This is a genomic window from Lacipirellula parvula (assembly GCF_009177095.1).
GTDB classification, from domain to species: Bacteria; Planctomycetota; Planctomycetia; order Pirellulales; family Lacipirellulaceae; genus Lacipirellula; species Lacipirellula parvula.
The window spans coordinates 5497752-5518344 of record NZ_AP021861.1; the positions used below are offsets into that span (position 1 = coordinate 5497752).

General features: G+C 64.2%; 11 protein-coding genes. 3 read left to right on the plus strand and 8 right to left on the minus strand.

The features are described from left to right. The first annotated feature begins 296 nt into the window (after positions 1-296). The gene (locus PLANPX_RS21515) at positions 297-1238 is read left to right on the plus strand and encodes a DUF1571 domain-containing protein (RefSeq protein ID WP_152100713.1); all 942 of its coding nucleotides are present in this window, start codon (positions 297-299) and stop codon (positions 1236-1238) included. 517 nt (positions 1239-1755) lie between these two features. Here the strand turns inward: PLANPX_RS21515 and PLANPX_RS21520 are convergent. From PLANPX_RS21520 to PLANPX_RS21530, 3 genes are all read right to left on the minus strand, one after another. Further along, positions 1756-4899, minus strand: coding sequence for an efflux RND transporter permease subunit (locus PLANPX_RS21520; RefSeq protein WP_152100714.1), 3144 nt, complete (start codon positions 4897-4899; stop codon positions 1756-1758). 178 nt (positions 4900-5077) lie between these two features. Continuing rightward, complete coding sequence (locus PLANPX_RS21525) at positions 5078-6502, minus strand: efflux RND transporter periplasmic adaptor subunit (protein WP_172992233.1); 1425 nt, start codon at positions 6500-6502, stop codon at positions 5078-5080. 307 nt (positions 6503-6809) lie between these two features. After that, on the minus strand, positions 6810-7235 hold the full coding sequence (locus PLANPX_RS21530; RefSeq protein ID WP_152100716.1) for a hypothetical protein: 426 nt from the start codon (positions 7233-7235) through the stop codon (positions 6810-6812). Between the two features lie 388 nt (positions 7236-7623). Between PLANPX_RS21530 and PLANPX_RS21540 the strand changes: the two genes are divergently transcribed. Both PLANPX_RS21540 and PLANPX_RS21545 read left to right on the plus strand, forming a co-directional pair. Beyond that, positions 7624-10545, plus strand: a complete 2922-nt coding sequence (locus PLANPX_RS21540) for a multiheme c-type cytochrome (protein WP_172992234.1) — start codon at positions 7624-7626, stop codon at positions 10543-10545. Positions 10546-11319: 774 nt separating this feature from the next. Next, a complete protein-coding gene (locus tag PLANPX_RS21545; RefSeq protein WP_152100719.1) occupies positions 11320-12843 on the plus strand; it encodes a hypothetical protein in 1524 nt (507 codons plus the stop codon). A gap of 163 nt (positions 12844-13006) precedes the next feature. On the opposite strand, the gene PLANPX_RS21550 is transcribed toward PLANPX_RS21545, so the two are convergent. The 5 genes from PLANPX_RS21550 to PLANPX_RS21570 form a co-directional block, all read right to left on the minus strand. Further along, positions 13007-14998 carry a hypothetical protein gene (locus PLANPX_RS21550; protein ID WP_152100720.1) on the minus strand — a complete coding sequence of 664 codons (1992 nt, stop codon included), beginning with the start codon at positions 14996-14998 and terminating at the stop codon, positions 13007-13009. Further along, positions 14995-15819, minus strand: a complete 825-nt coding sequence (locus PLANPX_RS21555; protein ID WP_152100721.1) for a hypothetical protein — start codon at positions 15817-15819, stop codon at positions 14995-14997. Before PLANPX_RS21555 ends, PLANPX_RS21550 begins: the two co-directional genes overlap by 4 nt. 257 nt (positions 15820-16076) lie before the next feature. Continuing rightward, positions 16077-17822 carry a cyclic nucleotide-binding domain-containing protein gene (locus PLANPX_RS21560; protein WP_232536214.1) on the minus strand — a complete coding sequence of 582 codons (1746 nt, stop codon included), beginning with the start codon at positions 17820-17822 and terminating at the stop codon, positions 16077-16079. Between the two features lie 7 nt (positions 17823-17829). After that, positions 17830-18876, minus strand: coding sequence for a cytochrome c family protein (locus PLANPX_RS21565; protein ID WP_152100723.1), 1047 nt, complete (start codon positions 18874-18876; stop codon positions 17830-17832). A 315-nt stretch (positions 18877-19191) separates the two neighbouring features. Then, positions 19192-20454, minus strand: coding sequence for a 2Fe-2S iron-sulfur cluster-binding protein (locus PLANPX_RS21570; protein ID WP_152100724.1), 1263 nt, complete (start codon positions 20452-20454; stop codon positions 19192-19194). Between the last annotated feature and the right edge of the window lie 139 nt (positions 20455-20593).

Below are 20593 nucleotides of genomic sequence, written 5' to 3' on the forward strand. Positions count from 1 at the left end.
TCCCGGTCCAGGTTACGACGATTGTAATTGTTTCGCCCAGTGCGAACGATAGTTAGGAAGCGGCAAGAGGGATCGTCCGCGCCTAGCGACCTTCCGATTGGTCAAACCTTAACGCTGAACTCCTTAGCCCGCTTGGGATTTCCGCGTTGCCGACCGCCTGGCCAACGACGCAAGCACGCCCCCGCCACGCATCGCCGACAGGGTGAGGAACGACGTTTGCTCCCCTGTCCCCGCCTAGAAAATACAAACGCCCTGCCAATCACGCGGCCGGAGGCCGCCATAGGAGAGCGCCCAGAATGAGCTGTCAATTACGTCTTCGCGTGTTACGCCAATGTACGCCTGCACTAGCCCTGGCAGTTTCGCTGCTGGCGGGTCGCGGCGCGCAGGCTCAGGCGCCGGCAGGCACCGTTGAACCGGTCCACCGCGTCGCCAACGCCGCTGCCGCGCAAGCGCAACAGCCGACGCAAGTCGCCGCTCGCATTGCCGAGCCTGCCGCTGGCGCGCCGTTCGACCTGGAACAGAAGCCGGGCGAACACCCGCTGATGCCCGCGCTTCGCGTCGCCCAAGAAGGCGTGCAGCACATCGACGCCGACATCAAAGATTACTCGGCGATCATGTACAAGCAGGAGCGGATCGACGGCGAACTGCAAGAGCAGGAAGTCGCCTTCGTGAAGGTGCGGCACCAACCGTTCAGCGTCCACATGTTCTTCCTGTCGCCCAACAAGGGTCGCGAGTGCTTGTACGTCGCCGGCCCGAACGGCGAGAAGGGCGTGCTGCATGCCCGCGACTCGGGGTTCCGCAAGAAGCTCGGCGTGTTTGAACTTGATCCGGATGGCCGCCTCGCGATGGCTGGCCAGAAGTACCCGATCAGCAAGCTCGGCATCCGCAACCTGACGACCGAACTGATCGACGTCGCTTCGAAGGACATCAACTTCGGCGAGTGCGAAGTTCGCACGCTGCAAACGACGATTGGCACCGCGACCGACAAGCGTCCTGTGACGGTGATCGAAGTCGTTCACCCCACGCCGCGGAAGAACTTCCGCTTCCACAAAGCGCAAGTCTTCATCGACAACGAGCTCCGCGTGCCGATTCGCTACGCGGCGTACCTCTGGCCGCAGAACCCGGGCGAAGAACCGCCGCTGGAAGAAGCCTACACTTACCTGAACCTGAAGGTGAACAACGGCTTCACCGACGCGGACTTCGACCGCACGAAGAACGTTGAGCTGTTCAAGAACTAACGCCGTGCTGCTGGGCGGTGCTCACGCGGCTTGCCGGTGAGTGGCGTCCGTCGCGGCCGCTGACGAGGGATTCGAGTTCCGTTGGAATTCGACAAGCGCCTCGGCCAGCGAGTGGCGATAAACGGTTCGACAGCGATCACACAACGAGCGGACGCCGAGTAATGTCGGCGTCCGCTTTGTTTTTTGGTCGGCGGAACGGCAGAGGTCGCAGCGCGTTGTTGGCATGCGTGGAGCATACCGTGCTGCTCAAGCGGCGCGTGCCTGGCAGATTTGGCCGGGTTGACGCGAGACTAGCCCCCGGCTCCGCCGCAACGAATGCTGTGGCTCCCTCCCCCTTGAGGGGAGGGCTGGGGAGGGGGTGGAACCCTGGTACACGCTGCTGCCCCCCTCCCTAACCCTCCCCTCGAGGGGGAGGGGACCTCAGGGTTTTGTTTCCTAAGCTTCGACTACTCGCTGCTGAGCAGTATGTCTGCCAGAGAGATAACTGCGTTTCACGCTAGCGTTGCCCAACGCCACGCTACCCCCGGGCGGAGCCCGGGGGTAAAAGTTCATCCGCCGCATGCTCGCCCTGCTCCGCAGCCTTTCGGCCGAAGAGCCAGAAGAGGGCGGGATGGACGAAGAAGTCGAGGAGCGTTGAGCTAATCAAGCCGCCGAAGATCACGGTGGCGACGGGGTAGAGAATCTCTTTGCCCGGTTCGCCCGCGGCAAGGACGAGCGGGATGAGCGCGATGCCGGCGGTGAGGGCGGTCATTAGCATCGGCGCTAGTCGTTCTTTGCCGGCGCGTTCGATCATTTCGAGCGAGAAGCTTTCGCCTTCATGCCGCACGAGGTGGAGGTAGTGGGCGATCAGCAAAATGCCGTTGCGCGACGCGATGCCGGCGAGCGAAATGAAGCCGACCATGCTCGCCACCGTGAGCGATTGGCCCGTGATGAGCAGCGCGGTGACGGCGCCAATCGCCGCCATCGGCAGAGCGGCGAGCACTTGCAGCGCGAGGTTTACTGAGCGGAAGAGCGTGTAAAGGGCGAGGAACATGCACGCCAGCGAGGCGAGGCTAAGCAGCCCGATCATTTGCGTCGCCGATTGTTGGCTTTCGAACTGGCCGCCGTACTGGATGAAGTAGCCGGTCGGCAGCGACGCTTGGATCGGCGCCAAGCGATTCTGGATGTCGCCGACGACGCTCGCGAGATCGCGGCCCGTCGTGTTGCACGAGACGACGATGCGGCGGCGGACGTTTTCGCGGTTGATCGTGTTGGGACCGCGAGATTCGACCACGTCGGCGACGGCGCTGAGCGGCACCCCGCCGCCGGTGGGAAGGTTGATGCGCAGGCGTTTCAGATACTCGATGTCTTCGCGATACGGTTCGTCGAGGCGGACGACGAGGTCGAAGTTGCGTTGGCCGCGGAGGACTTCCGAAACCTTGCGGCCGTTCATCGCGGTTTCGATGAATTCGTTGACGTCGTCGACCGAGAGGCCGTTGCGGGCGAGTTCGTCGCGGCGGGTTTGGATCTGCAGTTGCGGGATGAGCGTCTGCTGCTCGACCATCAGGTCGGTGACCCCGGGAACGCCGGTGATCGCTTGCTTCATTTGGGCTGCGGTGCGACGGAGGACTGTGAGATCGTCGCCGTAGAGTTTGATCGCCACCTGGGCCTGCACGCCGGAAAGCATGTGCGAAATCAGATGCTGGAGCGGCTGTTCGGCGGCGATGACTGTGCCAGGGACGTCGGCGAGTTGATGGCGGATGTCGTCGAGAATCTGCTCGCGCGTGCGGCCTGAACCTGGATCAATCGTCACGATGATCTCCGAGACGTTGACGCCCATCGCATGTTCGTCGAGTTCGGCACGGCCAGTGCGGCGGGCGATCGTCACCACGCCGGGGACTTGCAGCAGCCGTTCGTCGACGATGGCGCCAATGCGGTTCGAGGCTTCGAGCGAGGTGCCGGGCTGCACGAGGACGTTGACCTGCACCGTCCCCTCGTCGAACGGCGGCAGGAAGTCGCGGCCCATTTGCGTCACGGCGACGCCGCTGGCGCCGACGGCAACGAGGACGGCGATAAGAATCGGCCACGGATGCAGCACGCTGAAGCGGATGACGACGCCGCCGATCGACTTGAGCCAACGGAGCAAGAGGCCGTCCTTTTCCTCGGCCATGAACTTGGCGTTCGGCAGCAGCCAGTACGACAGCACGGGCGTTACCGTGAGCGACACGACGAGCGAGGCGATGATCGAGACGATGTAGGCGACGCCGAGCGGCACGAAGAGCCGCCCTTCCATGCCGCCGAGGGCGAACAGCGGGACGAACACGAGCACCACCAAGATCGTGCTGAAGACGATCGAGTTGCGAACTTCGCTGCTCGCCTCGTAGATCACCTGCAGTGCAGGCTTCTGGACGGCGGCATGGCGGTTCTCTCGCAAACGGCGGAAGATGTTTTCGACGTCGACGATCGCGTCGTCGACCAGTTCGCCGACCGCGACGGCGAGGCCGCCAAGCGTCATCGTGTTGATCGACATGCCGAACCACTTGAAGACGAGGCCGGCGGAGACGATCGAGAGCGGGATCGCGGTGAGCGTGATAAACGTCGTGCGGAAGTTGAGTAGGAAGATGAACAGGATGATGACGACGAGGATGCCGCCGTCACGCAGGGCTTCGATAACGTTGTGAATGCTGAGATCGATGAAGACCCGCTGCTGGTAGATGTTCGGATCGATGCGGACGTCTTTCGGCAGCGAGCTTTGCAGATCGTTCACCGCACGGACGACGCGGTCGGTAAGGTCGCGGGTGTCGGCGCCAGGTTGCTTGGTGACGATCAGCAACACCGCAGGCGAACCGTCGACGGCGGCTTCGCCCCGTTTGATTTGGTCGCCTTCGACGACCTTCGCGACCTGGCCGAGCAGGACGGGTCGCTCGCGGTCGGCCTTCACGACGACCGATTCAAGATCGGCGAGGCTCTCGACGCGGCCGATCGCGCGGACGAGGAGTTCGTTTTCGCCGACGTTGAGATAGCCGCCGGTGGCGTTGTTGTTCGACTTGGCGAGGGCCTCTTCGACGTTCTGCAGCGAGACGTCGTACTTCACCAGCGATTCAGGGTTCACGAGGACCTGGAACTGCAGCCGGCCGCCGCCCATCGTCACGATTTGCGCGACGCCGGGAATGGTGAGCAGCCGCTGACGGACGACCCAATCGGCGAGCGTGCGGACCTCGGTCGGCGACGTGGCGCCTGTTTCGCTCACCATGCCGATCATCATGATCTGGCCCATGATCGATGACACGGGGGCGAGTTGCGGGTGAACGCCGCTCGGCATGCGATCGGCGGCGAGCGCGATCTTCTCGGTGACGATTTGCCGCGCGAGGTAGATGTCGGTCCCCCATTTGAATTCGACGTAGATCACCGACAGGCCGACGTCGGAAGTGCTGCGGACCGCCTCGACGCCGGTGGCGCCGTTGAGGACCGACTCGAGCGGGAACGAGACAAGCGTTTCGACTTCTTCCGGCGCGAGGCCGTGGGCCTCGGTGATGATCGTCACGCGGGGACGATTGAGGTCGGGGAAGACGTCGATCGGCAGGTTGAAGAGCGCGTAACCGCCGTAAACGAGCGTGACGAGCGCGAGCGTGATCGTCACGAAGCGGTACTGGAGCGAGAGGCGGATGATGGCGTTGAGCATGGAACTCAGTCGCTGTTTAGCGCTCTACCCTTATTCTTCGTTTGAGAAATCAATACTTTTCAACACAGAGGACACCGAGAGCACAGAGTCAATGCGAAACTGATTGCAATTAACGATCAGATGCTTTCTCTGTGTCCTCTGTGCTCTCTGTGTTAGATGTATTTCATTTCGAAATGACTTAGTGGCTATGCCCCGCGTGGGCGTCGACGCCGCCGCCGGCTTTGTTTTTCAGGTCAAGGTTCATCTGGAACGCCCCGCGGGCGGCGATGACGGCTTTCGGCTTGAGGGCGCCGTCGGCGGCGATGACCGCCGATTGCTGGTCGCGATATTCAACATGCACGGGGACGCGATCAAAGTGCGAGCCGTTCTGCTGGAAGACGTACGCCTCGGCGCCTTCGCTGACGACCGCCTCGGCGGGGACGACAAGGCGGCTCTCCCACTGTTCGACGGGGACGCGAAGTTCGACGCGTTGGCCCGGCTTGAACTTCCACTGCATGAAGCGATGCTCGCCCTCCTTGCGATCGAGGGCGATTTCGTTCGGCAGTGTCAGGTAAAAATGGAACGCTCGCGAGTCGCGGTCGACCTGGTCGGAGAGGTAGAGAATCTTCAAGCCTTCGAGCATCGGCTCGCGACTGTCTCGTACAAGCAGGTCAGCGGAGACGGCGGCCCCGCGCGAGGCCGCGTCGCGGATTTGCGTCGCGTCTTCCTCGAACGCGGTCCCTTCGATGTAGAGTTTGCAATGATCGGCGAGCACGCAGAGCGTTGCTCCCGCTTCGACTTGCTGGCCACGCTCGACCGGCAAGCTTTGCACGTGCAGGAGTTGCTCGTCGCCACAGTCGCACTGCTCGTCGTGCGGCGGGGCTTTGATGGTGAGGGACTGCAACAGGAGTCGCGTCTTCACAATTTCGTCGACTTCCGCGTCGCTGAGGCCGTGGAGGAGGAGTGATTGCCGTTGGGCGCGGAGCAGCGCTTCGAGCTTCTGCCGCTCGTACTTCTGGTCGCGGAGGCGGCTACCAGGAATGACCCCTTCGGTGAGCGCTTCGAGCCGCTCAATTTCGCGATTGACGACGTCGAGTTCTTCGAGCGTCTTCAGGTACTCGCCCTGGGCGGAAACGAGTTCTTCGTGGGTGAGCCGGACGTCGAACAGCGGCTGGCCGACGGCGACGGTTTCGCCTTCGATGACGTGGACCTTCGTGACGACGCCGCCGAGCGGTGCCGACACGCGGTACTGCGTTTTGCCGGGGCGTTCGACGATCATGCCGGGGAGTGAGATCTTGCGTTCGAAATCGCGGGCCGCGACGGTGAAGGGCTCGTAGCCGATGTTTTTGAGGGCTTGAGGGCTGAGTTCAAGCGAGTTGCCTTCGTCGTGGCCAGCGTGGTCATGCCCCTCGCCTTCGGCGTGATCATGGCCGTCGCCGGGGGCGTGGTCGTGATCGTCCTCGACTGGTTTGCCGCCGAGCGCCGCGGCGAAGTCGGCGGCGGTCGGTTCGCCGGACGAACCGTTGCGCGAAGCGATGAGCCATGCACCGCCCGCGAGGCCGACGACGATGGAGACGATGATGATCGTCCAGCCGATGAGGGTGGATGTTGTGCGAGCGGGCATATGCGTACCTGCGGCGAGGCTTGCGAAGGATAGCGGCGAAACGATGGGCGACGTTTGTATTAGCCCCGGAAGGGGCGGCATCGTGTAGCCAGGGGCGCGAGCCCCTGGTTGGCGTCGCAGATTTCTGCGTTGAGCCCTGGAAGGGCGACACGAGTCGTTGAATCAGTATCGCCCCTCCGGGGCTTTCGATTCTTAACCCGGCGGACACCAGGGGCTTGCGCCCCTGGCTACAACATGTCGCTCCTCCGGAGCTAAGAACAGCGGAGGCAACGCGTCGATCCAGGCGATCGAAGCGCAGCGGCATGCGTCAGATCACCAAGACTTGGTGACATAGATAGAGGGGCACGCCCTCGAGAATGTGGCTGCTGCGACGATCGCGATTGGCGAAGCGGCCTTCGGTCGCGAGCGACGCGTCGATCGCCGGCGCCGTGGCAAGCATGGCGCCGTTGAGCAGCGACAGACTGGCGGTTGCTTCGGCTTTCACGAACTGGCAAGCCCCTTCGCCGCAGCCGTCGTCGGAGTGACGATGCTCGGACTCGGTCGGCGCCGAGTCGTGATCATGGTCGTGACGATGCCCGTCATGCGAGTGGGCATGCCCGCCGCAAACGACGGGCAAGAACTGCGATTTGTTCGCCTCGGCTGGCACGGCGACGTGCTGATGGTGCCAGCAGCAGCCGATCGCTGCGTGGAGCAGCAACATGCAAGCGGCGAAGCTGGCGAGAATTCGGTTCATCGCACGAAAGAAGCGGACGGTTGAGACTCTGTGGCTAACATCGGGCCGAGGGCGCCCAGCCCTCCAGCCTACCTTTTTCCTAACCGGCAAAGTCGGCCCAGTTTGGATTTTCTCCGCGGAATACGGCTCGCCGCGAGTTCGCACGGCCAAGCGTTCTGAAGGGCAAATCGCCCAGGCTACGGGAATTGTAGCCACCACGGGCCGGCAGGGTTAGTCGGGCCATTTTGACCCCGGAAGCTTGGCAAGCTCTGCGGGCTGCGAAGGCAAGTCTCAATCTTCCTTCCGCACCGGTTCGATCAATCAAACCGTATCCGTAGACCTTGAGACGACTGCTAGCGGCGGCGCCCGTGGCCGCTTCCTTTTCCGCCGAGTCAGGAATGCTCTGTTGATGCGGCCCACCGAATCGCCAACTCGTCGTCTCACGCCGCTGATCGCCCGGACGGTTTGCCTGTTCGTGGCGTGCGCGGCGTGCGGCATGTTGCTCGCACCGCAGAGTTCGCACGAACAGCGTGGCGCCGTTGGGACGCTGACGGCGGCCGACCATCGCGGGCCGTACGACGCCGCGAATGGCGTGCAGGCAGTCTCCGTCAATCAACCGACGCATTACGCTTCGAAGCTCAAGGAAGAAGTGCAGCAGATGCTCGCCCAAGGGGGCTGCCCCGGGTGGATCGCGCTGGCGAGCGAACCCGACATCGAGACGGCCGGGCAGCGGCAGTCGGATCTGATGCAGGACAATGCGATCGTGCCCGCGGCGAACGGCGAACCAGTGCCGCCGGTGGTGAAGTACCCGCGGCCAGTTCGCGTTGGCCAACTAAACGGTTCGCCGGTGATGCGGCTCGTGCAGTTGCCGCCGGTTGATGATGAGCTCATTAGCGAGCAGTATGATTTGCTGCATTCTTCGCCGGAGTTTCAAAAGCAAGCGCCGGCGGTGGAGGCTCCGGCGGCGGTAGAAACTGCGCCTGCGCAGCAGCCGGCGGTTGTGACGCCTCCGTCTGTTGCGCCTCAGCCGGAGGCGGGGACGCCCCGGCTCGCGCCCTCGGCGTCGCCGCCTGCTGCGGAAGCGCCGGCTGTTCAGGCGCCTGCGGCAACGCCAGCGCCACCAGCCGCCGCGCCAGCGCCGCCGGCGACTACAAAATTGCGGCCGGATGATGATCTGCTCAACGGCGTCGACGATTTGCTTGCGCCGGAACATTCGCCGGCGCCGCGAGCCAATGTGGCTCCGCAACCGGCTGTACCTCAGCCGACTGTGCCGCGCGCAACGCCGAATCCTGCGCAGGACATGCTGAACGACCGCGGCGACTTGCTTGGTCCCGAAGCGACGCCGCGCGTGGCGCCTCCTGTCATTGCACCAGCGCCAGTTGCATCACCAGCCGTGCCGCCGGTCGCGCCGAACGGCATCGTGCCGGGAGTTGGACAACCGCCGACGACCACGCTGCCGTTGGCTACGCCGCCTGTTGCTGCACCGCCGGCTGGTGCAGCGCCGTCGCCGTTTGTGCCGCCGCCGGCGGGGATGCCGCCGATGCATGGCGGGGCCCATGGCGCTGCTCCCGGACCGCATGGCGGTCCGGCTACTGGGCAACCGAGCGCAGCGGCGGCTGGGGATGCGGCGAACGCTGCGGCGGGAGCGAAGACAGCAGACAAACGGCCGCCGGGTGAACAGTCGCGCTGCACGTTTGCGGCGGAATCGCTCTACCCCTCAGCGAAAACCTGCCGCGTCTGTCACGAAAAAATCTACGAAGAGTGGAGCGTCTCGAGCCACGCCTACGCGGCCGTGTCGCCGATGTTCCACCGCTTCGAGCAGAAGATCAACGACCTGACGCAAGGGACGATCGGCTACTTCTGCTACCGCTGCCACTCGCCGGCGGGAACGACGCTCGGCATCTCGCGCGCGGCGCCGATGTACGATTTGCCGCCGGTCGCTCGCGAAGGCGTCACGTGCATTGCCTGCCATCGCATTCGCGAATGGTACGGCAAGACGAACGGCGAACGCCGCATCGAGCCGGGCGACGTCTACGCGCCGATGTATGGCCCCTTTGGCGGCGACGGTGTTGCGCAGGTGATCGACGAAAAAGAAAAATTCAAAGTCAAAACGTCGCCCGACGAAACGGGACCAGGCCAGCCGATGCACGCGGCGGCGTTCTCGTTCCCGCAGCTGTCCCACGCCTCGTTCTGCACGTCGTGCCATCAGGTGGCGGTGTACCCCGGCATCAAGCTAGAAGTGGTGTGGGAGCAATACCGCGCCTCGCCGGCCTGCAAGAAGGGCATCTCGTGCCAAGACTGCCACATGGGCCGCATTCCCGGCGTGCCAAGCGGATACGAGTATGGCGCTGCGGCAGAGATCAACAAGAAGACAGTCAACACCGACCGCAAACATGCAAACCATGTCTTCTACGGCCCCGGCTACTCAATCGCGCACCCCGGCGTGTTCCCGTTCAATCCGAAGGCTGATCGCTGGTCGATGAAAGACTGGCTGCAGTTCGATTGGCGGGCGGGCTGGGGCACCGACGCCTTTGAGGACGCCGTGGAAGATGGCGCCATCCGCGTCACCTTCCCCGAAGCGTGGAAGGAATCGGACGATCGCTACGACGCCCGCGACATCATCGATGAGAACCTCAAGAAGAAGCAGGTGAAGAACCAGCTGCGGGCGCAGGTGATGGAGAATGGATCGCACGTTGATGGGCCGTTCTTCACGAAACCGCGCGTGCGCGGGCAAGACCTTGAGTTCAACTACATCGTCACCAACACGAACGACGGGCACAACTTGCCGACCGCGTCGCTTGGCGCCCAGCCGCAGCTGTGGGCCAACGTGGCGCTGATCAACCCGCGCGGCCAGCGCGTCTGGGAGAGCGGCTACCTCGATCGCTTCGGCGACTTGGCCGACATCCATTCGGAAGACGTCCGCCACAAACGGATTCCGTACGATTGGCAGTTGTTCAACCTGCAGACGATGTTCCTCATCACCGGCGCTAAGGGGACTGATCGCGAGTTCTTCCTGCCGGTAAACATCGACATCGATCCCCTGCCCTTTATCCGCCCTGCTGCGCAGCCGATCTCGGTGCTCAACCATCCGCCGTTCATTCGGATGGAAGCGCGATCGCTCGCGCCGCTCGGGTCTCGGACCGTGCCATACAAGATCCCGGGCGAACTGCTGTGCGAACCGGGGCGATACCGGCTGAGCTTCCGGATGCGGAATCGGACGGAACCGATGTACTTCATGCGGTTCTGCGATTCAACGGCCGAGATGCAACGCGCGATGATGGAGGGGACGCTTGATTTTCATACGTCGAGCGTGGAGTTCGATGTGGAGTGAGTGAGGAAGCGAGTGCTTAAGTGAGTACGCGTTTAGGTGAGTAAGTAGATGGAGGGGTGCCACTGGCGTGTCGCCAGTGCTCTTCTTCGCCTGAAGGGCCATCTATCCACCCTTGTAAGAGTTCGAAAATATAGCCCCAGGCCAGCCGAGCCCGGTTCATGATCGATCAGTCTTCGAACCTATCGAGCACTTCACACTGGCGACACGCCAGTGGCACCCGTTGAGTGATCCCGCACCGACAGCCTGCAAGTAGTACGAAACGCGCCTGGCCGAATGACTTTGCCGCAACGAATTGATCGAACGATAACGACGCCGTGGCGCCGGTGCGCGCTCGCGGTTGCGGTGTCGCTGTGTGCAGTCGGTTTGGCCGCTGACGTCGAGCCCGTGCACGCGCAATCGGCGTTCGACGATTTGTTTGCGCCGCCGACTGCGGGGCCAGCGCTCGAGCTGTTGCCGCCGACTAACGACCAACCGATTGCTCTCTTTGCCGCGAATCCGAACCCGGGCGCCGCGAGCGCGTTCGGCCCGCCAATCCCTCCGGGTGCCACTGGCGTGTCGCCAGTGAGTAGTGCCGAGCGAGTTCCCACATCTGCACTGGCGACACGCCAGTGGCACCCCACGGCAATTCCTAACACAAACGCAAACAGTGCGTCGAGTTTCGCACCGCCGCCGGTTTGCGCACCGACCTATGCAGCCTCGACCGGCGTGCAAGCCGTGTTCGGTCCGCCGTTGACGGGGACAATGCTCGCCCCGCCTCCCGCCGTGCCTGGATTCATGCGTTCGCTCGGTCGCTATGGACCAGTCCCGGCCTCGACGCCGGGCGTCGATTCCTCGCACTCGATCATCTGGGACCAGATGCCGACGCCCCCGCAGCTCAACGGCGCGGTGATGCAGGCGGAACCGCCGGTCCACGACTCGTGCAGCAACGATGCACCGTTCACGTCGATCGACTTCGCGCCTGATCCGAAGCTCGACTCGTACTGTTGGGACGGGCAAGCGGAACTCGGCGTCTACGGCGGCAAGCATCTCAACCTGACGCAGTATCCGTGGATCGAAGGGTTCACGCCGCTGTACGGCAACGGCGCGTGGCCGCCGTCGTTCACGTTCATGGGGCCGACGAATCTCGTGCGGCCGAAGCTGTATCTCTACGGCGACTTCCGCACTGCGGTGGCGAGCAACAACAACGTCGGCAACTCGCAAGGGATTTGGGCCAATCGGCTCAACCTCGACCTTGATTTCCCGATCACGGCGACCGAGCGGTTCCACATGTTCTTCGGCCCGCTCGACCAGGGGCAGAACTTCACCAGCGTCGTCGTCGACGAGAGCCGGATGGAAGTCGAAGACAATTTCGACGGCTGGGATCAGAACACCGATACGATGTATTTTGAGGGCGACCTCGGCTACCTCATCGGCGGCGCTCGCGGCACCGATGCGCCGTTTGATATGCCGTTCGCGGCGGGTCTCATCCCAATGGTGCTGCAGAACGGCGTTTGGTTGGAGGACGCCTTCCTCGGCGCCGCGGCGACGATTCCGGCGAAGAACTCGCCGGGGCTCGATATCTCGAACTTCGACACGACGTTCTTCGCTGGCTTCAAAGAGCTGACGACCGATGCGTTTAGCGTCGACGCGGACGATGCTCAGTTCGTCGGCGTGACGACCTTCATGGAACGTCGCGGCGGCTACTTCGAAGTTGGCGCAGCGTACGTCGACGACCCCGCCGACCTGGGGCTCGACTACTTTAACCTCGGCGCTTCGTACACGCGGCGATACGCGAACCTGCTCTCGAACTCGATGCGGGTGATCGTCAACGCCGGCCAAGACGTGCCGAAGGATCAGCGGACGGCCGACGGCTACCTGCTGCTGATGGAAAACAGCTTCCTGACGCCGCTGCCGTATAACATCATTCCGTACGCGAACTTCTTCGCGGGCTTTGATCGCCCGCAACCGCTCGGCCGGTTGCAGGGGCCTCTGAAAAACACCGGCATCAACTTTGAAAGCGACTTGCTCACCGGGTACCCGTTCCTCGACGACTCGGGCAACGACACCTACGGCGGCGCTTTCGGCGTCGACCTGCTCGGCGGGCAGTTCGATCGGCAGTTCATCGTCGAAACGGCCGTGCTGCAAGCGTTCGGCGACCCGGTTGGCCGAATCGCGCCGGGCGATCAGTACGCCCTAGGCGTTCGCTACCAGGTGCGGCTCGGCAATGCGTGGATCTTACGCGCCGACGCGATGCACGGGTGGCTGGAGAATTCGAACGACATCGATGGGGCACGGCTCGAGCTGCGGCACAAGTTCTAGCAGCCGCGGGTCAACGACCCGCCGGAGCAAGACACAAATGGGGAATGCTGAATGGGGAATGGGGAATGGGGAGGAGCGTTCCTCGCCCCATTCCTCATTCCCCATTCGACATTTCCTCCATCACCGCTCCGGCGCCTCGTTGAGCCGCGGCTACTTGTTGCGGCTACTTGTGGTAGCGGTGGCATTGGGTACAGCTGTCGCCCGCGGCGGCGGGGGTGTGGCACGCGGCGCAGGCGGCTTTCGACATTGGTGCAAAGCCTGATGTGAAGTGGTGCGGATCGCGCTCGGCGTAGCTCGCCATGAAGTCGGCGCCGACGGCGAATTGGTGGCAGCTCGCGCAGTCGCCCGCTTTCGGCAATACGATATGCGGGGCATGGTTGAACCGCGTGAAGCTACGCGGCTCGCGCGTCGGATCGTGCAGCTCCCACTGAATCGCCAGCCGCCCATCGACGCGGTCGACGCTGTGGCAACTGCCGCAGAGGCCGGCGGCCGTTGGCTTCATTGCTTGCGCGAGAAACGGCTCGAAGAGTTTGGCCTGCTTTCCACTCGCCCCTTCGGCAAGCACGTCGAGCCACGCCCGCAGCCAGGGGTCGGCATGGCCGGTCGGTTGATAGCGAAGCGTGAGCGTCGTCGGATCGTGCGTCCAGTCGTCTGGCGTCGGCGGTTGCGCTGGACGAGAGCCAGCGCTTGCTTCAGGCGTCGGCGACAGTTTGCCGAGCAACGACTGATCGCGGAACTCGCCAATCCGCTCCGCCGACAGTCGGCCGGCGAGTGCGGAGAGTTCTTCCGCCGTCAGTTCGCGACCGAGCACTGTCTTCAATCGCGCGGCGAGCGCCGGTTGGCCCTGATCGGCGAGTTCGTTGACAATCGCGCGAATCGACTCGGCCGTTTGTGCGGCGGCCCGGAGTTGCGTCGGGTCGTCGATGTCGACGTCGTACAAATCGAAGTCCGGGCCTAACACTCCAAGTGCGGCGGCCCCGGCAGCGTCGGCTTGCATTAGCACCTTCGCCACCGTCGGCGGGGCGCCTTCAAAATCGCCGGTGGCAGCCGCCGGCCAGGAGCCGAGATCGATGTTATGATCGGCGAGCGTGTCGGCGTCGACCGTCGGCAGCGAGAGGAACGTCACGCCATCGGCGAAGCTCGCGGCGATCGACTTGTCGTGGCAGTTCGCGCAGCTTTCGGCGAAGCTCGCGGTAAGTTGCCGCTGTCCGCTCGCGTCGGTCTTGTGGCAGGCAGCGCAGGAGAACTCCTGCTTCTCTTCGGGGTAATGCTTGAGTTGGTGCGCGGCGTGATCGAACGCGATGCCCGTTCGCCGCAGGTGGGGCCACTGACCGAACTCGGGATGGCCGTGGGCAAAGCTGTCGAACTCCGCACGATGGCACGACTGGCAGGCGACGCTGCTCACCGCGGCGAGGTCGTGCATCCGGCCCTGATGTTCGCGATGGCATGCCGAGCAGGCGATGGGTTCGTTCGGGTTACGCGGCCGCTGGTCCCACGGCACGTCGGCCGGGGCGGCGTTGCCTTGGCGTTCTTGTCGCAAGTCGGTCATCCGCTCAAGCGAAGCGAGCTGCACGCCGTGCGACGCGAGGGCAAACTCTTCGCCGATCTTGTCGCGATGGCATTCGAGGCAGAGCATCGATTGCGTCGGCGAAAGTTCGCCGCCGCCGAACGAGTGCTCCCACCACGAACTGATCGACGCCATGCCGGCCGCGTGGCATTGCGCGCAGCGGAGCGTCGCGTTCTCGCCTTCGAGCAATTGCGCGTGATGCATCGACAGCGGACCGGGGGCGAGAAACTCGTTTCGCCACGAACCGCTGAGCGCCATGCAGAGGGCGCCGAGCGCGGCGATGGCGATCGCCGCGACGAAGCGGCCGCGCCGCTGACGTAGCGATAACACTGGCGTGCAACGATAGGTGATGCAGCAGGCGCCGTCGGGCGTCGGGCCTTCCTCGCATGGTCCGCCGCGAAGTGCTGAGCGATTGCAGTGCCAACGATCGCCGTCGCGCACCGGATGGCACGCCGCCACGGCCGGGCAGGCGCCGTGCGCCGTTGGCCCCGCGGGGCACGCAGTGCCATCGCCCGCCATGCCGCAAATCCAATGCTGCTGCGGGCGTTCGTACTGGTCTGTCGTCGCGGGGTTGCGCGGCTCTCTCACGGCAGGCCTCCGTAAAAGAGGTGCGCCGTCCAAGCATGCAATCCCGCGACCAGCAGCAACGGATAAGTGAGCGCAATGTGCACGAACAGCCACGCCCGCAGCCGCCATTGCAGCGACTCAGAGTAGTCGAGATCGTCGCGTTGGCGGAGGAGCGCGAACAGTTGCTCGGCCGTTTTGCGTTCTTCATCGGAGAGGTAGCGCGTCGCGTCGGTCAGCTCGGCGAGCAGCGACTTGCGCAGCTCGCTGCTCGGCCAGATGCGGAACCGCCAACCGCGGCGAGTGGAGAAATAATCATGCAGCCGCGCGTTGTAGAAATCGCCGAGCGTCGTGGCGCCGGCGGTACGCACAGCGGCGAGGATGGCGTTTTGAGCGCGCTCTTGAATGCGATGTCGCTCGGCGCCGATCCGTTCGTAAATCACTTCCTGGCCTAGCCGGCTCAAGCGTCGCGGCAGCGAGCGGGTCCAGTAGAGGCCGATCACGCCGCTGAGGAACGTCGCGATGTAGAGCAGCGAAAGGATAGTTTCGAGCACGCCGTTCGGCCACCGCCAGGGGGCATGGATCGCGTATAGCCCCGCCGAGCCGAGGCCGATGTAGATGTGAGCCTGCAGCCACACGGCCGACGTACCGAGCGGCGCGGCGGGAAGCTTTTTGCGAACTTGAAACGCGGCGAGCGCGATGATCGCTGTGAGGAGCATCCAACCGGTGAAGTAGCTCGAGGATTCGAGCCGGTTCTCGAGTCGCTCGGCCCACAGCCATACGCCGGCGAGCGCCGTCAGCGTGACGGCGGCGCCAATCCATCGGCGGCGAGCGAAGGTGGTCATGCGACTCGTTGAGGAGTTTCTGAAGTGTGCCACTGGCGTGTCGCCAGTGCGGAAGCGGGTGCTAAGCATCCACAAACTGTAGACAGCAAGTAGCCTGATCGATCAGGCTACTTGCGAGTCAAACGGTTGCCATGCCCTTGCGGCGCCTCTGCACTGGCGACACGCCAGTGGCACCCATCTCACAGCGGATCATAGCCCCGCTAGCGTAGCGATTTCACCGCCGACGGCGAAGGCGAATGCGGGCTCGAATCGCCCCGTTAGCGCGCCAAGAAGGCGGAGAGTTCGCCTAAGTTACCCAAGTCCAAACGAACGAGCGCATCTTGCGGGCAAGCGCGTTGGCAGGCCGGCCCGCCCGGCAGGCCGGTGCAGAGATCGCACTTCGTCGCCTTTGCGATCGGCTGCTGCGTCGCGGCGTCGATGAGCGTCGCGCCGCTCTGGTCGCGGACCTCGACCATCTGAATGTTGTCGTATGGGCAACTGTTCGCGCAGGTACTGCAGCCGATGCAGGTGCGATCGTTGATTTGCACGACGCCGCTCACGCCGTCGCGGCCGATAGCGCCGGTGGGGCAGCCGATCATGCAGACGGGGTCGACGCAGTGCATGCAAGCTTGGGCAATCATCAACGGCCCATGCCGATGGCCCTGTCGCACGAACCGTGGGTTGTTGTCGTGAGTCGCCGCACAGGCGCGGACGCAATCGTCGCAACGGGTGCAGCGATTGAGGTCGATCGCCATCGCTTCCTGGCCGTTGAGGAGGCGATGGTCGACGAGAAACTCAAGCAGGCTTTGATCGATGCCTTCGGCAGTGGCGTCGGGCTTTGCTTCGGTAGGCGAGAACGTCGCTTGTGCCTGCACTGCGCTCGCAAGCGATTCGGGCGAGACGAACGGGAAGACCGCCTGCTCCAGCACCTGCTGCGGAATGCGAAGGACGTCGACATAGCCGACCGCTCGCAGTGAGTCGTTCCACTTGGCGGCCACGCCGTTGCCCGCCGCCTCGACCGCTTCCGCCAGGCCGAACGTTTGCCCGCGTCCTAAGTAGGCGGCCGTGCGATGGCCGCTGCCGTAACGTCGGCTCAACCGAGCGAAGCCGGAGCGAATCAAAATCAGTCCGTCGGCCGGCGTCTCCTCTTCAGAGATGAGCGGTTCGTCGACGATCGCATCGCCAGGTCGGCGCTTCACGGCCGTCGCGAACGAGTCGTTCCAATCGAAGGCGCCATGATTCTCGAACAGCGTCGCATCGGCGACGAGCGCCAGTTGCTCGGCCGGCAGGTCGCGGAGCAGCGGCGTTTCGCGTAGGTGCACCAGCAAACTGTTCTGGCGATACAAACGTTCGACATGCAGCCGCAGCGCATCGGTTCGGCGCATGAGATCGCGGAGGCCTTGCCAGCGGATTTCGAGCAGCGTCGTTTCGTTCTCGGCGAAAACTGTGGCCGTGCGCGGGCTGCGGGTGAGGGCCGCGAGTTCGCCGAACATTTCGCCGGGCGAGAGGACGACGGTATCGGTCGCTTCGAGGACGCGCGGGACGTCCTGCAGGAAGATGTGCGGGTGGTCGGGATCGCCGCGCTCTGCGGTGGTGATGGCGGGATTACCCCCCGCACGAAGCGGGGGGCTCGCCTGCGGATCATTGGCGTAGTTGCGGACTTCGGCGAGCTTGGGGCGCGTCAGCGATTGCACCATCGCGGCGAGCCAGCCGATGCGTTTCGGTTCTTTGCGGCCGAGGACTTCGGGCGAGAGCCCCGCCAGCACGACTCGCGCGCGCCCGGTGAGAATCAGAAACGCACTATTGCCGTAGTCGCCCTCGCGGACGATGATGTCGCCCGCCGCGTAATGCTGCAGCCGCGTGTCGTTCCGCAAGATCTCTCGCAGCGGCAGCGAGGCCGGAAAGCTCGCCGCGTCGATGCCGGCGAACGGCTCGATCGACAGCAGCCGATCGATCGCGTCGTCGCGCATCGATTCGCCGAACGGCACGTCCCAACGCTGCGGTCTGCTGACGGCGACTTCCATGGCGAGCCTACTTATATTGAGCCGGCGTCGGCAACAGCGGATCGATCGCGGAGAGCTGAGCGCCGTCGGCCGTGGCGGCGAACTCATATGCCTGCTTACCGATCTCGTTCGCCGCGGCGATGATCGCCTCGCGGTTGTGGAGTTTCAGCCGCGCGCCGAGGGCCGCGTCGAGCGCCGCCGTGACGTGCGGATTCTGGACCGATTGCGAAATTTCGTACAGGCGTCTTTTCTGCCGCGCGGCTCGTTGGGCAGCGGCGATGCCGAACGTTGATTTCTGGCTCGCTGCGGCGGTCGCTCGCAAGCTGGCTTCGAGGTCGGCTAATACGCCGACGATGTACATGACGCGCAGCCGCTCGGGGCTCGACGGGGCGTTCACCGTGCCGCCGCTGCGGAGGAAGTTGTGCCGCACCTTGCCTAGCGACCAGGCGACGAGTTCGAAGTCGGGCGTCCCCGCCGCGTGACCGCCGACGTTCACCAGCCGTTCGTTCGGCGAGGTGTGGCAAGCGAGGCACTGACGGGCTACGAGGTACAAGTTCGCCGGATTGTTCATCCCGGCGGCGATGCTCTTTTCGATCCGCTCGGCGCGATGCTCGGACGATTCCATCGCACGAGTGACGGTCGGCCCGCCGTAGTCGGCGTGCAGCTCGATCCAATCGCGACCGGCGCCGTGGCATGACTCGCACGAGACGCCGGCAATCACCCGCTCGCGGCCATGCTCTTCTTGGACGGTGAAATGGCACTTGGTGCATTCGTCGTTGCGTTTCACGCTGCGGAGGCCAAGCCGATCAGCAATCGCCTTCGCTTCGGGCATGCGGTGGAGCGTTTCAAACGTCGCGAAGTGGGGCGTCTCGCGCCACGAGAGCATTTCGTTCTCATGGCACTTGGTGCATGAGTCGGGGCCAAGCACCTTGGCAGGATCATACTGGACGAACCCCGCCGCGGCGGCGGAGAGAGGTTGATCGGCGGCCGGAGCCGGAGTAGGCGCAGCGGCACGGGCTTCCTGGGCGAACCACAGGAGCGCGAGCACTGCGAGCGTCGGTGCCGAACGATTCATTGATCCTAAGCGTGCGGTTGGATGGAATTCCAAGCTCCGCAAGTTTAGGTCACAAATCGCCGCAATTTTGGGCGGGAAATCAGGCCGGTAGGCGAATCGGGTGCCACTGGCGTGTCGCCAGTGGGAGGCGCCGCGAGGGCACGGCAACCGTTTGACTCGCATGTAGCCTGATTAATCAGGCTGCCTGCGACCTGCAATCGGTGGCTGCCCTGTACTCACTTCCCACTGGCGACACGCCAGTGGCACACTGCTCGCACTTCAACGCTTACCGAAGTGGTGTGCGACCCCCCGGGCGGAGCCCGGGGCTAGGGGAACTCACGCTTCGACGACCACGTCGCCAACGGGTCGCGCGATGCAGGCTAGGCATTCGCCGTCGACGAGTTCCACGCCAGGACGCTTGGCGTGGGCGACGCGGCCGGCGGCGATCATCACGCGGCATTGGCCGCAGTTGCCGGCGCGGCAGCCCCATTCGAGTCGCACGCCCCCCTGCTCCGCCAGGTCAAGCAGCGACTCTTCATTCCCCTGCCAGCGGAGCGATTTTTCCGAGCGAACGAAGTCGACGTTGCACGGCTCGCTCACGGCGGCGTCGCTCAAGCCGCGGATGCTCGCGGGGCCGAAGGCTTCGTAGTTGATATGCTCGACCGGGACGCCCCACTCGAGGAGCGCCGGGACGAGCGACTCCATCATCCCCGGCGGACCGCAGAGGTAGTAGCGGAAGTTATTTGACGGCAGCACTTGTCGCAAGCGGTCGACGTTCACGTGCCCCCAGTGCGAGTAGTCGACATCGGGCCGATCGCTGTCGTAAGGCCGCGAGTAGGCTACGTCGAGCGTCAGGTTGCTCGTCGCGGCGGCGAGTTCTTCGAAGCTCGCTTTGAAGGGATGTTCGCCACTGTTGCGGAAGCCGGTGAAGGCGTAAATATGCCGGCGATCGCGACGATGAACGAGCGCCGCCGCCATGCTAAGGATCGGCGTCACGCCGATGCCGCCGCCGATAAGCACCACCGGCAGGTCGTCGGTTGGATCGAGAAAGAACGAGCCTTGCGGCGCTTCGATCGCAAGCGTGGAGCCGACGTTCATGTCGCGATGGAAATAGTGGCTGCCGCTCAAACCGCGGCGGCCGTCGCCCCCCTCCTCTTCACCTCGCGGCACGCACTTCACCGTGATGCGGTAGTAGTCGTCACGCGGACGATCGGAGAGGGAGTAGCACCGTACGAGCGGCCGCATCTCATCGGCCGTCGGCAAATGGAAGGTGAGGTACTGGCCTGGCTCGAAGCGCGGCAGCGGGCGGCCATCTTCGGGCACTAGGTAAAACGAGCGGCAGCCTGCCGCTTCGTCGGCTACGGCCGAAACGCGGAAGTTCCGCACGCCAATCCACGCCTTTAGCCGCGGCTGGCTGGCACGCGCCCAATGCAGGGCGGCGTCGAGTTGATTGGCAAACGAGGCTCGTTCGCGTTCGGTCTTTTCGACCCGCTCTTGCTCGCGGCGCAGCAGCCCGCGGACGCCGCGAACGGCGCGAACTCCCGCGGTCCCCAGGAGGGCGGCTCCGGAGATTAGGCCCAGCGAAGCAGGTTCGAGCATGTACTGCGCATCGGGACAATCGCCGCGAAACTCATGCTGGCGGCCGCGAGGTTCCGGTTGTGCGGGTTGGGAAAGTTTTTCGGCAAACGGTTCCGACGTATGCCGGAGGAGCGACCTACTCTTGCGCAGATCGCCGCCC

Excerpts from the sequence above, each read along its gene's own strand:
- PLANPX_RS21515 (WP_152100713.1), top strand. The coding sequence starts at position 297 with ATGAGCTGTCAATTACGTCTTCGCGTGTTACGCCAATGTACGCCTGCA.
- PLANPX_RS21520 (WP_152100714.1), bottom strand. The coding sequence starts at position 4,899 with ATGCTCAACGCCATCATCCGCCTCTCGCTCCAGTACCGCTTCGTGACG.
- PLANPX_RS21525 (WP_172992233.1), bottom strand. The coding sequence starts at position 6,502 with ATGCCCGCTCGCACAACATCCACCCTCATCGGCTGGACGATCATCATC.
- PLANPX_RS21530 (WP_152100716.1), bottom strand. The coding sequence starts at position 7,235 with ATGAACCGAATTCTCGCCAGCTTCGCCGCTTGCATGTTGCTGCTCCAC.
- PLANPX_RS21540 (WP_172992234.1), top strand. The coding sequence starts at position 7,624 with ATGCGGCCCACCGAATCGCCAACTCGTCGTCTCACGCCGCTGATCGCC.
- PLANPX_RS21545 (WP_152100719.1), top strand. The coding sequence starts at position 11,320 with ATGCGTTCGCTCGGTCGCTATGGACCAGTCCCGGCCTCGACGCCGGGC.
- PLANPX_RS21555 (WP_152100721.1), bottom strand. The coding sequence starts at position 15,819 with ATGACCACCTTCGCTCGCCGCCGATGGATTGGCGCCGCCGTCACGCTG.
- PLANPX_RS21560 (WP_232536214.1), bottom strand. The coding sequence starts at position 17,822 with ATGGAAGTCGCCGTCAGCAGACCGCAGCGTTGGGACGTGCCGTTCGGC.
- PLANPX_RS21565 (WP_152100723.1), bottom strand. The coding sequence starts at position 18,876 with ATGAATCGTTCGGCACCGACGCTCGCAGTGCTCGCGCTCCTGTGGTTC.
- PLANPX_RS21570 (WP_152100724.1), bottom strand. The coding sequence starts at position 20,454 with ATGCTCGAACCTGCTTCGCTGGGCCTAATCTCCGGAGCCGCCCTCCTG.